The sequence below is a fragment of the Bradyrhizobium sp. genome (genome assembly GCF_027307225.1).
In the GTDB taxonomy this organism is placed as follows: domain Bacteria; phylum Pseudomonadota; class Alphaproteobacteria; order Rhizobiales; family Xanthobacteraceae; genus Bradyrhizobium.
In genome coordinates this window covers 1-15,495 of the sequence record NZ_DAHUXJ010000078.1, presented here as the reverse complement: position 1 = coordinate 15,495, position 15,495 = coordinate 1, and the positions used below count along the sequence as shown (strand labels likewise).

Genomic DNA, 15,495 nt, shown 5'->3' with positions numbered 1-15,495 from the left:
AATGACAACTCAATTCACACATCCAGCGCCTTGTAGTGCCGAAAGATGCCGTCCTCGTTGAAGGGAATGCGGCGGTCGCTGGCGAGATAGGCCGCGATCTTCGGGCGGGCGGCAACGCGATCGTGCAGCTCGCATAGTTTCGGAATTTTCGCCTCGAAGGCCTTCATCCGCCTCGGAAATGCATAGCGCAGCCCCGCCACGAGCTGGAACAGCGAGAGATCGACATAGGTGACCTTGCGGCCGGTCACCCAGGTACCGCGGTTCTTCGCGCTCAAACATTCGAAATACCCCAGATATTTCGGCACGCGCTCCTTCCAGAATTCGCGGGTGCGCTTCTTCGCCTCCGCCTTTTGATCCTCATAATAAAGCGAGGGACCGAGCGGATGATGGGTGTCGTGCGCTTCCAGCACGAAGTCCGTGATCGTCAACTGCAATTGATGCAGCCACAGCCGGCCTGCCTCGGTCGTCGGCGCGAGAGCGTGGCGCGCACCGAGATAGAACAGGATGTTGGCGGTCTGCCCGATCACGAACTTGCCCGCCTTGAGAAAGGGCGGCGCGAAAGGCGGCGCAGCGCCCTCTTCCATCATCCGCATCATTGCGGGCACGCCACGCTGCCGAGCCACGTCGACATAATCCGCCCCGGCCTCTTCCAGTGCGAGACGGACATACTCGCCGCGGCCCTGGATCGAAGGCCAGTAGTAGAGTTCGTATCGCATCGGGAAATTCCTCCTTAACGGGCCGTTAAAGCGAACCGCAGGGAAAGCGGCATTATCTGCGACAACGCCGATCTTTCACTGGTGTTTCTTACAAAATTTCAACGCTATTTCGCAAAGTATGCAGGATTCACATCATTTGGACCGGTAAATCCTTCGCGGATTAACACCACGGGCTCTAAGGTTGGCGCTTGAGGAGAACGCCATGCTCCACTCGGCCGCTTATAGCTTTGCCTACCAACAGATCCTGGTCCTGATTGCAGGCGCCGTCTGCCTGTTCGGCACCTGGGTCGGCATGCGCCATTTTGCGCGAGCGCGCGCCACCGACGGCGCCACGCGCCACGGCTGGCTCTTCATGGCATCGGTCGGCACCGGCGCAGCGCTCTGGGCCTCGACTTTCATTTCGATTCTTGCACTCGATCCGTTGCTGACCAGCGGCTTCGAACCGGTCGCAACCGGCGCGGTGCTGGTCATTGCCGTGATTTCCTGCCTCGTCGGATTCGAAATCGGAAGCCGCCATTTCACGCTGGCGCCGGAAGCCGGCGGACTGGTGATGGGCTGCGGTGTCCTTGCCATGCACTTCGTAGCGCTCAAGGCCTGGCATATACAAGGCAGCTTCGAGTGGAACGCCTATGCGGTGGCGATCACCTTCGTGCTCGGGCTTGGGCTCAGCGCGCTCGCGGTCAACCGCGCCAATCGTCCGGTCACTCGCTGGTGCCGCCACGGCGCTGCGATCGTGCTCGCCTTTATGATCTGCGTGATGCACTATTCGCTCACCGCGGCGGCGTCGATGGCGCCCGACGCCTCGGTGAGCCTGCCGTCCTATCTGCTGCCGGCCAATCTGCTGGCGGTTGCCGTCGTGAGCGCGGTGCTTCTGGTGATGGGAAGCGGATTTTCGACCTACATCATCGATCTGCGCGCGCGCACGGAATCGGCCGATCGCATCCATCAATTGTCTTTCAATGACTCGATGACGGGGCTGCCAAACCGCATCGCCTTCAACGAGCGACTCGCCTTCGATGCCGCCGAAGCCCATGAGAAGGCGCACAAGCTCGCGGCCTTTTCGATCGACCTCGACGGCTTCAAGGACATCAACGACCTCTATGGTCATGGCGCCGGCGATCTCCTGCTGATCGAAGCCGCCGAGCGTATGCGCAAGCAGCTTGCAGGAGGCGAATTCCTGGCGCGCCAGAGCGGCGACGAATTCCTCGCACTGGCCACCTCCGGTAACTACCCTCACGATGCGCAAGCCTTCGCGGAGCGCATCTCGCGGGCCTTCGCCGAGCCGTTCACCGTCCAGGGCCACGCCGTCGATCTCACCGCCTCGATCGGCTTCTCGCTATTCCCGACCGACACGCCCGAGCGCGATCAACTCCTGAGCAACGCCAAGCTCGCGATGCAGCGCGGCAAGAGCACGCGACAGGGCTCGATCTGCGCCTATAGCCGCGAAATGGACGACAGCGCCCGCAAGCGCCGCGCGCTCGCCCGCGACCTCGACCATGCGACGGAGCGCGACGAGCTGATGTTATACTATCAGCTCCAGACCTCGCTCAATGACGGCAAGATCTGCGGCGCCGAAGCCTTGATGCGCTGGAAGCATTCGAAGTTTGGCATGATCTCGCCGGGCGAATTCATTCCGCTCGCCGAAGAAACCAAGGCGATCATGGAAATGGGCGAATGGGCGCTGCGCGCCGCCTGCCGCGACGCCGCGATCGGCAACATTCCCGGCACCGTCGCGGTCAACCTGTCGCCCGTGCAGTTCGGCCGCGAAGATCTCGCCGAGATGATCCACGGCATTCTCATGGAGACCGGCTTGTCGCCGTCGCGGCTTGAGGTCGAGGTCACGGAGTCGACCATCATGTCGGATCAGAGCCGCGGGCTGCACATCCTGCGGAAGCTGAAGGCCATGGGCATTACGGTCGCAATGGACGACTTCGGGACCGGCTATTCGTCGCTGGCGACGCTGCACGCCTTCCCGTTCGACAAGATCAAGCTCGATCAGACCTTCGTCAAACGGCTGCCGCATGACGCAGCGGCCGCCGCCATTGTCCGAACCGTGCTCGCACTCGGCGAAAGCCTGCATATGCCGGTTCTCGCCGAGGGCATCGAGACCGAGGCGCAGTGGGACTTCCTGGCGCAGGCAGGCTGCGCCAAGGGCCAGGGCTTTCTATTCGCAAGGCCGGTGGCCGTCGCGCAATTGCCGACCGTGATCGAAGCCGCCGCGCGCTTCGTCCGTGAACCCGCGCCGGCCACGGCGGCTGCACCGGAGACGGTCGCGGCCTGACCGGTTTCAATCCGCCGCATTCGCATCTCGTTGCAGCCGCTGCTTTTGCCGCCGCGCGCCCCGCCGCGGCGAGAAAAGCGGCGCATCAGGTGAAGAGGTCTGGAGCGATATCCACGGTCCATACTTGGGACGGGGGCGGCCAGACGGCTTTCGCGCGGCATCGAAATTGGTCATTGTGGGTTCTTCCGGTTCAGACTCATCGGACCACCAGGGGCATGTTTCAAAGATCGATCAGGCAAAAGATTGTCGGCATCGCCGCCGGGTTGATCGTGCTGGCCGTGATCACGTCTGCCCTGTCGATGTTCATGGCGGCGCGTGTCGGCCACCTGCTCGACGAACTGAGCAATCGCTACGTCCTGGCTTACGGCGATCTGGCGCGGGCCAATGTCAGGTCGCTCGAGCGCGGGCTGGCGGTGCGGCAGATGACCATCGCCAAAATGGCCAATCCGCCCGACGAGGCGAGCTACGCGGCGCACCTGAAGATCTTCCAGTCCGTCAACCCCGAGGTCGATCGCGAGGCGCAGGCCGCGCGCAAGCAGATCGCTGCGATCATCGACGACACCTCGACGCCATCCGACAACGCCGCGCTCGGCCGTCTCGACGACCGTATCGACACAGCCGTCAACGATCTTCGCCAGCGCCTCGACGAGCAGGACGCAATCCTGCTGAAGCAGCTCGACGCGCGCAATTTCGACGAGGCGAGATCGACGCTCGCTACCGCCGATGCACTGCGCGCGGAGTTCGATCACAAGATCGACGGCATCCGAGCGGACATGTTGAGCCAGGTCCATGCCAGCGCCGCGACCGTCATCCGCGGACAACGGCAGGCGATCTGGATATCGGCGATCGTGACCGGCATCGCGGCGGTGCTCGGCTTCGTGTTCGCGATGATGGTGGGCAGCGGCATTACCGGCCCGGTGCTGCGCCTGCTGGAGGGCGCCCGCCAGGTCGAGGCGGGCCGGCTGGACGGATCCATCAGCGTGACCACTCGCGATGAAATCGGCCAGCTCTCCGCGGCCTTCAACCGAATGATCGAGCGGCTGCGCCAGAACCAGCGGGTCCGCGAGACTTTTGGCCGCTATATCGATCCCCGGATCGCCGAACGCCTGCTCGGCGAACCTGCCGCTGCCGCCGCCGAGGGGCAGCGGCGGATGATGACGGTGATGTTTTGCGACATGAAGGGCTTCACGGCGCTGAGCGAAGGCGTCACGCCGCAAGGCCTGGTCAAGATCATGAACCGCTACCTGTCGACCATGTCCGAACCGATCCATACCCATCGCGGCGTGATCGATAAATATATTGGCGACGGCATCATGGCCTATTGGGGTCCGCCCTTCGTTGAGGATGCCGAGCAGGCGAAATGCGCCTGTTCTGCCGCCATCGACATGATCGGCCATCTGTCGAGCTTGCGAAAGGAGCTGCCGGAACTGCTCGGGGTACGCGCGATCGCGGCCAATTGCGATCTCAGGATCGGGATCGCAACGGGCGAGACGCTGGTCGGCAGCATCGGCTCGGAATACATGATGAGCTTCACGGTAATGGGCGACACCGTAAATTTCGCTGCGAGGCTGGAGACGGCCAACAAGGCCTATGGCAGCCGCTGCCTGATCTCGGAGGCGACCGCGAAGATATGCGCGGCCGACTTCGCGCTTCGCGAGATCGATCGCGTGGTGGTCACTGGCCAGAGCCGGCAGCAAACGATCTATGAGATCATGGGCAGGAAAGACGATCTTTCACCGCAGCAGAAGCTGGTATGCGCGCATTATGCGGCAGGACTGACGGCGTATCGAGCGCAACGCTGGGACGAGGCTGAAGCTGCGTTTGCCGCAGCGCTCGAGGCTGTGCCCGAAGACGGCCCTTCGATCGCCCTGCTCGCGCGCGTCGCCAAACTGAAGCAGAACCCGCCGGCCGCGAAGTGGGACGGTTCCTGGCATATCGAATATAAATAGGTCCATCGCCCTGGAGCCGCTGTGATCTTCCGAGGATTCAGCGGCAGGATGGCGTTTGGCTCACCCCAGCGCAGATCGAAGCGCATAGAGCCATCCCAAGAGCGTCGCAACCGACAGCACGGTTGTGATCCCGATGCGGAAGTTTGAGCCGGAAGGCGGCATAGCAAATCAAAACGCCTTGTTGTGAACGTACTACCAGCATCGGGAACGAGTGGCCGTCTCGCAAGCTTATCTGTGCTTGCGCAGCCTTTTGCCGAAGAAATCGATGCAAGTTAGCGCCGCTATGACAATCGCAACTAACGCTGCCGCGCCGCGAATTTCGTTAAGCGAGAACCCCAGATCGTAGTGCGCCACATATCCAATCGCGATCGCTGCATAACCTGCGACAAAGATGGCGCTCACCATTGATACCCAGTCCCAGCCGCCTCGCATAGTTGCGCACCGTCTCCGCATTTCAATCTATAACTCAGTCGGTCGCTAAATTGCTGCTGACCTGAGCTCGCTCACATTGTGGGCTGAATAGCCACGTCATGTACGTCCATTTCGAGCCTGCTGTTTTCGGCCGACAGTGGAGCAGACCAAAGACAGGGCGTTTCCGCACGCGGCGCGATGAGGACATGGGAACCAGGTTGCGATCGGGTCATCGCCGGCGTTAGGTTAGGTTAGGTTAGGTTAGGTTGGTTTGGGTGGGGACGGCAGCGCTCCGATTTGGTGAAGAAGGGCAAACCTATCGGGCACCCCCCAATGTTCCACGAGTTTTTCATCGGCGAAACGACAGATATCGATGACATCGATGGTCACCGTTTTTCCCGAGCGCGGATCGCAGCCCGTTGCCTTGCTGCGTGCCCACACCGTATCACCGGTTTCCGCGATCGCCTCTATCGTCAGTTTAAGATCCTTGATGTTGTGCCTCGCATCCTCGATCTGCGCTTTCAATATTTGTGGACCGGGGAAGCCGGTTTTTGACAGATATTCATGTTCGATCAGCTCCTCAGCGCAAACTTCGTCCGCAACCGTCAGGTCCCCCCGACAAAAGCCGCGCTCGATAATGGCTTTGAAGCGCTCCAGATTTGCCGACATGCCTATCGCTCCAAGTCTGGGTTGCCCGCGACGACCGCAATTCCAGCTGCGATGATGCCGAATCTGCGCCGCGTGACTATCATCTTCGCCGTTGCTCCCGTTCGGCCATAGCTTGCGAGAAAACTGGGGAAAGCGCTTGTAGATTTTAGTCATCTGCCGGGAAAAAGATGTTGTCCCAGTCGCCGACGAGCCCGCTCGGCGACAAGCCAGCAAAGGCGTGGCATTCGCGGATGAAATGCGCTTGATCAAAGTAGCCGAGTTCGTGAATGATGTCGGTCCAGGGGCGGTTCGGGGCATCGCGGCGCGCGATCAGCGCTCTTTCGAACCGGATCGTTCGTGTGAACAGTTTCGGTGTCATCCCGACTTGTGCCGCGAAACGACGCTGGAATTGACTGGCACTAAGACCGGATTTCGCGACCAAATCCTCGATCCGCACTTGTCCCCGGACGGCAATCATCCGTTGTGAGGCGAGGCCGATCACGTCGTCCGGGCCGCGCCTGTCGAGGATCGTCCCGATCCACCGTTCGACGGCCGCAACGCGCAGATTAAAGTCCGGCGCCATACGTACGGCATCGCCGAGATCGGCGGCGGATTTGCCAAGAACGTCTGAAGCTGCAGGGTCTTGATTGACCAAGGACGTCATCTTGATTCCGACCAAACGGTTCAGGCCGGTCGGCTGAAACAAGATGTTGAAAACGTGGATCGAGCCCGACAGACGAACATGGGCACGACGATAGGTTTGCGGCCCCACCACACCCATTTCCGGCGCGGTGTTTTCCTGACCACCATTGACGCGAACGCGATAAGGCTCCGCCAGATGAATATTCAGGATCTGATGAGGCCTTGCAGCGACTGGCCAGGACAGCACCGCGCTTCCCAATTCGACCCGTCTCTCTTCGAACGAGCGCACGACGTCTCGAATTTGGCAACGGGGCAGTGCACGCTTGATTTCCATAAGGGCCCTCAAGGGCGGAAGCCTAAGGCGCGCCGACATTATCAACAAGATTTCTCTTCTGGGCCCTGACTGGCTGTGCCCGATGTCTGCCGTGGCCCTTTTCTCGTCTGTCCGGGGGGTGCTCGGATGGCCGCTATTGAGGGGTCAACCGGACCAGCCCGCCGGGTTGCTTTCAGTCCGTCACCTCGACCATTCCAGCACGAGGCTAACCAGCTCGGCTTGGCGCCGCACGCCAGTCTTCTGGAAGATATGAATGAGATGCGTTCGGGCGGTGGCGTGGGAGATTCCAAGCCGCCTCGCCACGGCCGCGAGCCCGCCGCCCTGCAGGAGTTCGTTGGCGAGCGCGACTTGCGCAGGCGTCAGGTCGAAATGATCGGCGAATGCTGTCGGGCATCGCCGCAGCGGCCGCTCAAGGTCGCGGAGAAACACGATCGCGCCCCGCGCTCCGCCAATCAGCCCACAGCTCTCCGCGCGTGCCGGGATCGCGAACACCAGCACGCAAGGCTTTCCTTCGCGGCCAATCACCAGCGAACCGCTGTCTCCGCCTCGGGCCGCGTTCGCGACCAGTTGCTTCAAGGCGGTGCCCTCGGATGCCGTTGCAGCAGCGAGCTGCCGCCCTTCGAGACGCAGCGCCCCGTCAGCGAGCACGGCTTCGGCGGCCTTGTTGATGAGCTCCACCGTCCCCTGCTCAGTGAGCAGGATGACGCCAGAGTTCAGCCGATAGAGCGCCTCTCTGGTCAGATGGTGCTCGGTTTGTAGCTCTCCCATCCGCAGGTTGACCCGGATCGCGCGGCGCAGATGCGGCGTCAGCCTCGTGAGTGTTTCGATATGCGTGGACTGCCATGGTCCGAAGCGCTCCGACCGCCAGAGAGTAACGACGCCAGCACCCGTCGTGTTCGTTTGCGGCACGGCGAGAGACGCAAGGATCTCTTCGCTATCCTGCGGACGCAGAAAGTCGTTGTAGAACTCCGACCGACGAAACTCTTCCTTTGGCAAGACTTGGCGGTCGCAGACAATTCCGTTGAGTTTGCGTTGCTGCATCCGCTGCCAGGCGACGTTGCGCGGACCGTAATATTCAGCGTAGCGCCGATCCCAGCTTGGGTCGGTACCGAAAGAGATCAGCCGGGCCGGCGCTGATCGCGTTGCCTCGATCGAGAGATGCGCTGAAGAGGCACCAAAGGTGCTCGCAAGCCGCTGAAGCACGCGAGGCCACTCTGCCGCATCGACCGCGGCGTCATAGATGATATCGGCGAGGTGATCAAAACTGTCGGTGTCGCGCATCGCCGCTCCCCCACAACAAATGAACGCAATCTCTCCGCAGAAAATAGGGCTATCCTAGTGAAACATGCGCACGCCAACAACAGCCGTGCAACGGCTTTGCCGGCGATGCCGATCGAAATCGTATGCGATCGGCCGCGCGCGCTTTGTGAAATGGATCACAACATCGGCAACGGAATCGCCGCTGTCCTAAGGTACGACGAGAGCGGATTGCATCTGGAACAGCTCGGCCCGCCCTTCGGGCGGAATGCGCGAGCTGGCCAATATCGCCATTGCCAGCGAGACCACCGCAGCCAAGGCGAGAACCGAAACGAGCGTCTTGGCGCGACGCTCCTGATCCGTGGTTGTGATCCGATTGGATGCGGCAGAACTATTTTCGAAATCAACTGGCACGCGGCGCTCCATCTGTTGTGGATCGTGGGGGGAATTTGAACGGGCGTTCGACCGTCATCACTCGACCGAGCGCTGGGCCATGGTCAGCACCAGCTTGACGAGATCGATCGGCCGCCTGCTGCCGGCCTTCTGAAACAGGTGTTGCAGATGCGTCTTGACGGTCGCCTCCGGCAGCGGATCGCAGCAGCAATCGCCTGCACGCTGCCGTTCTCTTCGACGACGGCCCGCAGCACCCCGGCTTCGGTCGGAGTCAGCCCATACCGCTCCGCAAGCTTTGCCATCGCTGTATGGGCTATTCGTGCCAATGCAGGTATCTCGCATGCGACAGCGGCGGTTGTTTCCGCGCATCGACTGCTGAAAATCACGGCGTCGCGGACCCAGCGTGATTCGAATGATGAAATGTGCTTGCGGCGAGCCATCACCGTTTTTGCGGATATTGCCACCTAACTCAATGCCAGCGTCGCGGCTTGCCCGCATCAACCAAACGGTTGAGGCTTCCGAAAAACCTGCGGCAGGGAAATCACGTTTGACGAGGCAACCCCGTATCCCTCCCCGCGAGCGAGAGCGAGCAGTAGGGGGTGGCCGATCGAAGGCCGCTCGGCGGAGCGCCGGTTTCGTTGAATGACCAGAATTGTTGTTGAAAACACGCACCCCAGCTTCGCGCCGGCGCGCAAGAGCGCTTCGCCGCTCGCCGACCTAGGAAGAGGTGAAGAAAAGTACCAGCGCCGAAGTCAGTTCGCCGCGAAGCAGTAAAGCAGGCCGTCACCGCCAGTGCTCTTCAGGTCGGACTGCGAGCAGCCGCCGTCCGGACCACGCGAGGGATGCGCAGAGTTCCAGGACTTTGAAGCGTCATCGTCGCGCAGACCGATGCGGTCGATATGACCGAGCATCGCCGCACCTTGCGTCGCGCTCGTCCAGTTCTTGCAGGTACGATCTTCGCCGGCCGGAAATGCCGTGCCGTCGGCTTGCGATCCGGTCAGGGCGTCATGACGGTTCGGCGTTTCGCCGCGGCCATTGATCACCTCGCCATTTTCACTAAGCGACGTCTGCTTGCTGAGATTATTGGCGGCGCTGTGCAGATCGGCAACGTTCCTGGCGACCACGACGCCCTTCGCGTTCTGCCACGGTCCCTTGCCGATACGGTCGCGTGCATTCACGGCGGGCTTGCCGTCGGCGGCCTGGGTGGAGAGATAGGCGTGCCACGTCTTGCCGGTCGCGCCGGCGGCAGCCGCCAGCGTTGCGCAATGCTTGTCGGCGCCGTCGAGTCCGCCGAGATCGGCGCCCTTGCCGGGGCCGGCGGAGGTAACGAAGAAGGTCATATTGGCCGATTGGGCCTGCGCTGGCTGCACGGCAAGGCCTGCGAACAAGGCAACCGCCGAGAGAAGACCAAGATGAGAAATATCTCTGGCAAATGCAGACATTGAAATTCCTCCCATCGTTCTTGATTCAACTTTACTGCTTCGCTTGCCCACGGGCTGGACCAATCAACACCAACAAATCCCAGCCGAAATTATTCCACGGGCAGGAAAAACGCCACGGTCTTGCCGCGGCGTCGCTCTTTCGCCAGCACGTTTTCAAGTGATCAGGAAGTCTGCTGGATGGCCGACAGGATCCAGTTGCCGCCGCGAGGCCGCAGGAAGGTCCATACTTCCGTCACTTCCTCCGGCTGTTCGCTGCCCTCGACCATGCGGCCGCTGTTGCGATCAAGCGTCGTGTCGATCAGCGAATAGCGCATCGCGACGCTGGCATAATCGGCGCCGCCCTCGCGCCAGGCTTCGGCAAGGTCGCCCTGCAGAAGCCTCGTGCCGGAAACCTTGTTGACGACGTTGCGCGACCTGTTCTCGTCGAGATCGCGGGAGAAATACGACACCATCTCCGGCGTCGCTAGTGTGCGAAGCCGCCCGACATCCTCGTTCGACCATGCCGCCTGGGTGTCCCCAAGCAACCGTTCGAACGCTTCATAGTCGGCGGGGAGAATCTGAAGCGGCGCGCTGCCGGATCCCAGTCCAAAACCCGTCGCGGAGCGGGAACTGGCCTGGGCGCCGAGCGGCGACGGACCGCCGGCATAGGCCGTGCCCATTTCATGGCGGCGCTGCCACCACGACATCGCAAGCCGCACCAGGAACACGATCACGGCAATCTGCAGGAGAAGCCCGATGATCGATGAGAATCCGCCGATCCCGCCGAACAGGCCGCCGCCGAACAGCATGCCGAGCAGCCCGGCGCCGAGGAATCCCGCCGCGAGGCCGCGGAACAGGCCTGAGCCGGGACGGTTGAAGAAACCGCCGCCCGGCCTGCCAAAGCCGGAACTGCCGGGATTGGTGGACGTGCGGTTGAAGGGCTGGGCGGCACTCGGTGCCGTCGAGGTCGAGGGCGGCGCGGAATACGTCCGCGATCCGCGCGAGCCCGAGCTGACGCCACGGCCGATCCGCGCGTCCGCCGACGATGCCGCGACGACGAGCGGCACGGCCAGCGATAAAACGACGGCGAGCGCCTGCACCAAACCGAAAGCACGTTGCCTGAAATTCATGGCGATGTTCCCTGGAAACCCGTTTTCCCAACGGCCTTGATGCCTTTGGGAGGAAGCGCCCCTTAGATGGGCAAAGTCGCCTGTAAAGGGAAGCCACAGCGAGGGGGCGAGGCTGCGGCGCGGCGTCGCGGGGTATCAGGTCTTGCAACTCATTATCAACCTTACCAGTGGAGTGGATTTGGCATTCGCTACCCTCCCGCCCGGAATGCGTAGTGCGAATGCCAAATCCAAAACTCCACTGGAATCTATATTTGCTAGTGGTCCTTTGATTCTAACATTTGCAAAAATGCCAGCCAGACCGGGATGCAAATGTTAGAATCGGACCACTAGGGCGCCATGGTCTCCTTCACCGCTGCGACAAGCTGGCTCAGTGTGAAGGGTTTCGGCAGGAATGCGAACTGCTGGTTCTCGGGCAGGCTCTTCTCGAAAGCGTCTTCGGCATAGCCCGACACGAAGATGATCTTCAGGTCGGGATTGCGCTGGCGCATGGTCTTGAGCAGCGTCGGGCCATCCATCTCCGGCATCACCACGTCCGACACCACGAGATCGACGGCGCCATCCTTCTCTTCCAGCGCCTCCAGCGCCTCGACGCCGTTGGAGGCCTCGATCACGCTGTAGCCCCGCGAACGCAGGCCGCGCGCATTGAGCGAACGCAGACCCTCCTCGTCCTCGACCAGCAGAATCGTGCCATGCCCGGTCAGTTCGGTGCGCGGCTTTGCTTCGGCAGGCGCCTCCTTGCCCGAACCATTGACGGCGGCGAGTTCGACCGCCACTTCCTGCTCGGCATGATGTCGCGGCAGGAAGATGCGGAATGACGTGCCTTTGCCGGGCTCGGAATCGACATAGACGAAGCCGCCGGTCTGCTTGACGATGCCGTAGACCGTCGAGAGGCCAAGTCCGGTGCCCTTGCCGACATCCTTGGTCGAGAAGAACGGCTCGAAGATCTTGTCGATGATCTCGGCTGGAATGCCGGTGCCGGTGTCAATGATGTCAATCCGGACATATTCAGCCGCCGGCATGCCCTTGTAGGCGAGTTGCGCGGCGTCCTCAGTCGTGACGTTGGCCGTTCGCACCGTGAGCTTGCCGCCATCGGCCATGGCGTCGCGGGCGTTGACCGCGAGATTGACGATCACCTGTTCGAATTGCGAGACGTCGACCTTCACCGGCCAGAGGTCGCGGCCGTGGATCAGGTCGAGTTTCACCTTCTCGCCAATCAGGCGGCGCAGCAGCATGGTGAGATCGGACAGCGCATCGCCGAGATCGAGCACCTGCGGCCGCAGCGTCTGGCGGCGCGAGAACGCCAGCAACTGGCGCACCAGCGTCGCTGCCCGCGTCGCGTTCTGCTTGATCTGCATGATGTCCTGGAACGACGGATCGGTCGGCTTGTGCGCGTTCAACAGGAAGTCGTTCGCCATCATGATCGCGGACAGCACGTTATTGAAGTCGTGCGCGATGCCGCCGGCAAGCTGGCCGACCATGTCCATCTTCTGCGACTGGTTGATCTGGTTCTCCAGCGCGCGGCGTTCGGTCGTCTCCAGCATGTAGACGATGGCGGCCTCGGCCTCGCGCTCGTCCTCCTCGACGGCGGTGACGAAGAATTGCCCCCAGCGTTCCTTGGCGCCGTCGAGCATCACCTCGGCAGGCGCGATGTCGCCCTGCCCCATTGCCGCCTGGTTGATGGCCGCCACCAGGAGATTGCGGTCGCGCGCATTGACCGTGTTGAAGATCGATTTGCCGTCGGAGCCCAGCGCCTGCGCCAGCTTGGCGAAGCGCGCGTTGGCGCTCACGATCGCGCCGGAGCGGTCGACCGTCGCAATCGCCATCGGCGTATGGTCGAAGAAGCGCATGAAGCGCACTTCGGCCGCCCGCTGCGGGTCTGCGCGCTCGTCGCGTGCGCGGCTGATAACGAGCGTCCGCGAGGCGCCCGGCGCGCCGTCGGCACCGAAAGCGAGCTTGTGATAAAGCCGCGCCGGCATCGTCTTGCCGGTCCGCATCCGCAAATCGACATCGAAGACTTCGGTCGTGACAGCGCCCGGCGCGGGCGTAATCGACGTCAGAAGCGCGGCCCCGTCGCCGGCGACGATATCGGTCAGCTTCAAGCCGCCCGATCCGATCTCCGCGAGGTCGTAATCGAGCCAGTTGGCGAGCGTCGCGTTGACATAGGCGATTTCGCCGGCCGCGTTGACCGAGAAGAAGCCGCACGGGGCGTGATCGAGATATTCGATCGCGTGTTGCAGCTCCTGAAACACGTCCTCCTGCCGCTCGCGGTCACGGGTGATATCGGCGACCGACCACACCGCATACTTCGCCTCGCCCTTGTTCTGACCGAGCGGACGGACCCGCATCCGAAGCCAGCGACCAAGGCCGCCATCGGTGCCGGCGATGCGGACCTCTTCCTGCTGACGCTTGCCTTCGCGCGCCGCCTTGAGCAGCCGGAACACCGCCTCCGATACGTCCGGATTGCCGATAAAAACCCGCTCCACCGGGCGCACGTCATGGGGGCTCGCCGCCCCCGTCAGCGTCAGATAGGCCGAATTGGAATAGACGACATGACCGCGCGAGTCGGTGACGGCAATTCCGTCATAGGCGAGATCGGCGATCCGCCGCACGACCGGATCGTCGGCGGAACGGTCGGCGAAGCGGACGATGCCGGCGGCAAAGGCAAAGAGGTTGAACAGCCCGACCATCGCGAGCAGTGCGAGCAGGCCCAGAATATAAGGCTGCGCCTGCGCCCGTCCGAGGGTGGTGAGCGCAAGCGCGATCGCCACGATGGCGCCCGCCACCACGAGCACCAGCAGGATACTGCCGCTCCGCCGCACCGGCTCCTGGGCAGCGGCCGGTTGTTGCGGCGGATAGTGGTCAGGTTCGGCGATCATGAGGTAAGGAAACTAGCCTGTCGACACGGAAACAACGCGCAGTATTTACATTTACGCTAGATTCGGCGTGCCGGCACGCTGATGGAATCAGACCACGAGCCCCTCACTGCCTGAATCGGCCCCGTTAGCGCAAGTCCACCCCTCGGTATTTCGCAAGGCAATCAACGATATCCGTCCGGAACCGGCGGCCTGTCACGGCTACCGCCGGGCCGAAGCCCCACCCTTGAGGCCCATCACGTAGCCGATGATCCCGGCGACCGCATGGTAGTGTTCGACCGGTATCTCCTCGTCGATTTCAACGGTGGCATAGAGCGCGCGGGCCAGCGGCACGTTCTCGACGATCGGAATGTTGTGTTGGCCGGCGACTTCCCTGATCTTCAACGCGATCAGGTCCACGCCCTTGGCGACGCAAATCGGCGCCGGCATGCCACGCTCGTAGGACAAGGCGACCGAATAGTGGGTCGGGTTGGTGATGATGACGGAGGCCTTGGGAACCGCCGCCATCATGCGCTTCTTCATGCGTGCATGACGCAACTGCCGGATACGGCCCTTGATATGGGGATCTCCTTCCGACTGCTTGAATTCGTCCTTGATTTCCTGCAGCGACATCTTCTGCCGCTCGTACCACTGCCGGTACTGGAAAAAATAATCCGCAATCGCAACAACGGCGAGCATTGCCACCACGGCTCCCATCAGATGCAGCGCCATGCTGACGACCACGCCCAGCATGGCCGATGGGTCAAGCTTCAGCATCGATTCGAGACGATGCCGCTCCGGCCACAGGATCGCGGTCATCACCGAGCCGAGCGCCACCAGCTTGAACAGGCCCTTAGCGAAATTGGCCAGGGCCTGCTTGCCGAAAATGCGTTCGGCACCGGACATCGGCGATATCTTCGAGAGCTTGGGCTTGAGCGATTCACCCGACCAGACCAGACGGTGCTGCAGCATGTTGGCGGCGATCGCCGCCAGCATCAGCATCAGGATCGGAACGCCGACGGCGCCAAACACGGCATATTCCAGGTTTTGCGCCAGCCGCAAAAGATCCGGGCCATCGGTGCGGATCATCCACGAATTGGCGACGAGATTGCGCAACGGCGTCTCGATGCCGCCGATGGAGCCGGAAAAGGTCGACAGCACAAGGGTCGCGCCGGAGATCATGAACCAGGTGTTGACCTCCTGGCTCTTGGCGACGTCGCCGCGTTCCTGCGCTTCGTCGAGACGTTTTTGCGTAGGGTCTTCTGTGCGTTCGCCAGAGTCGTCTTCATCGGCCATCGTTAGGCAGCCTTCACCTGGGCGGCACTAGTGCTCCGATTCCGAAGTTCGTATCATATTGCGGCTCCACGTTTACGAACTTCGGAATCAAAGGAGCACTAGCCAATTATATGATTCTAGTGCGGTTTAGAATTTGAAGTTCCTATGACGAGGTTACCGCGAAAC

Annotated in this window: 13 protein-coding genes; 3 read left to right on the top strand and 10 right to left on the bottom strand. The window is 62.0% G+C overall.

The window, feature by feature from the left end:
• Positions 1 to 14: 14 nt before the first annotated feature.
• The gene (locus tag M6D32_RS13315; RefSeq protein ID WP_298256824.1) at positions 15 to 716 is read right to left on the bottom strand and encodes a glutathione S-transferase; all 702 of its coding nucleotides are present in this window, start codon (positions 714 to 716) and stop codon (positions 15 to 17) included.
• 202 nt (positions 717 to 918) lie between these two features.
• Between M6D32_RS13315 and M6D32_RS13310 the strand changes: the two genes are divergently transcribed.
• Positions 919 to 2,997, top strand: a complete 2,079-nt coding sequence (locus M6D32_RS13310) for an EAL domain-containing protein (RefSeq protein ID WP_298256822.1) — start codon at positions 919 to 921, stop codon at positions 2,995 to 2,997.
• A gap of 215 nt (positions 2,998 to 3,212) precedes the next feature.
• Positions 3,213 to 4,946 (top strand): adenylate/guanylate cyclase domain-containing protein, encoded by a 1,734-nt coding sequence (locus tag M6D32_RS13305; RefSeq protein WP_298256820.1) that lies wholly within the window; start codon positions 3,213 to 3,215, stop codon positions 4,944 to 4,946.
• A 228-nt stretch (positions 4,947 to 5,174) separates the two neighbouring features.
• On the opposite strand, the gene M6D32_RS13300 is transcribed toward M6D32_RS13305, so the two are convergent.
• The 4 genes from M6D32_RS13300 to M6D32_RS13285 form a co-directional block, all read right to left on the bottom strand.
• Positions 5,175 to 5,351 (bottom strand): hypothetical protein, encoded by a 177-nt coding sequence (locus M6D32_RS13300; RefSeq protein ID WP_298256818.1) that lies wholly within the window; start codon positions 5,349 to 5,351, stop codon positions 5,175 to 5,177.
• A 267-nt stretch (positions 5,352 to 5,618) separates the two neighbouring features.
• On the bottom strand, positions 5,619 to 6,026 hold the full coding sequence (locus M6D32_RS13295; RefSeq protein ID WP_298256816.1) for an ester cyclase: 408 nt from the start codon (positions 6,024 to 6,026) through the stop codon (positions 5,619 to 5,621).
• A gap of 145 nt (positions 6,027 to 6,171) precedes the next feature.
• Positions 6,172 to 6,981 (bottom strand): helix-turn-helix transcriptional regulator, encoded by an 810-nt coding sequence (locus tag M6D32_RS13290; RefSeq protein ID WP_298256814.1) that lies wholly within the window; start codon positions 6,979 to 6,981, stop codon positions 6,172 to 6,174.
• A gap of 180 nt (positions 6,982 to 7,161) precedes the next feature.
• The gene (locus M6D32_RS13285) at positions 7,162 to 8,262 is read right to left on the bottom strand and encodes a hypothetical protein (protein WP_298256811.1); all 1,101 of its coding nucleotides are present in this window, start codon (positions 8,260 to 8,262) and stop codon (positions 7,162 to 7,164) included.
• Between M6D32_RS13285 and M6D32_RS13280 the strand changes: the two genes are divergently transcribed.
• The gene (locus tag M6D32_RS13280) at positions 8,236 to 8,691 is read left to right on the top strand and encodes a hypothetical protein (protein ID WP_298256810.1); all 456 of its coding nucleotides are present in this window, start codon (positions 8,236 to 8,238) and stop codon (positions 8,689 to 8,691) included. The two genes, M6D32_RS13285 and M6D32_RS13280, sit on opposite strands and share 27 nt — an antisense overlap.
• Before the next feature lie 18 nt (positions 8,692 to 8,709).
• Here the strand turns inward: M6D32_RS13280 and M6D32_RS13275 are convergent, their stop codons facing one another.
• From M6D32_RS13275 to flhB, 5 genes are all read right to left on the bottom strand, one after another.
• Positions 8,710 to 9,132 (bottom strand): hypothetical protein, encoded by a 423-nt coding sequence (locus M6D32_RS13275; protein ID WP_298256808.1) that lies wholly within the window; start codon positions 9,130 to 9,132, stop codon positions 8,710 to 8,712.
• Positions 9,133 to 9,383: 251 nt separating this feature from the next.
• A complete protein-coding gene (locus M6D32_RS13270; RefSeq protein WP_298256806.1) occupies positions 9,384 to 10,073 on the bottom strand; it encodes a lectin in 690 nt (229 codons plus the stop codon).
• A gap of 161 nt (positions 10,074 to 10,234) precedes the next feature.
• Positions 10,235 to 11,182 (bottom strand): TIM44-like domain-containing protein, encoded by a 948-nt coding sequence (locus tag M6D32_RS13265; RefSeq protein WP_298256804.1) that lies wholly within the window; start codon positions 11,180 to 11,182, stop codon positions 10,235 to 10,237.
• Between the two features lie 326 nt (positions 11,183 to 11,508).
• A complete protein-coding gene (cckA, locus tag M6D32_RS13260; protein WP_298256802.1) occupies positions 11,509 to 14,058 on the bottom strand; it encodes a cell cycle histidine kinase CckA in 2,550 nt (849 codons plus the stop codon).
• A gap of 198 nt (positions 14,059 to 14,256) precedes the next feature.
• Positions 14,257 to 15,330, bottom strand: coding sequence for a flagellar biosynthesis protein FlhB (gene flhB, locus M6D32_RS13255; protein ID WP_298256800.1), 1,074 nt, complete (start codon positions 15,328 to 15,330; stop codon positions 14,257 to 14,259).
• Positions 15,331 to 15,495: the final 165 nt, after the last annotated feature.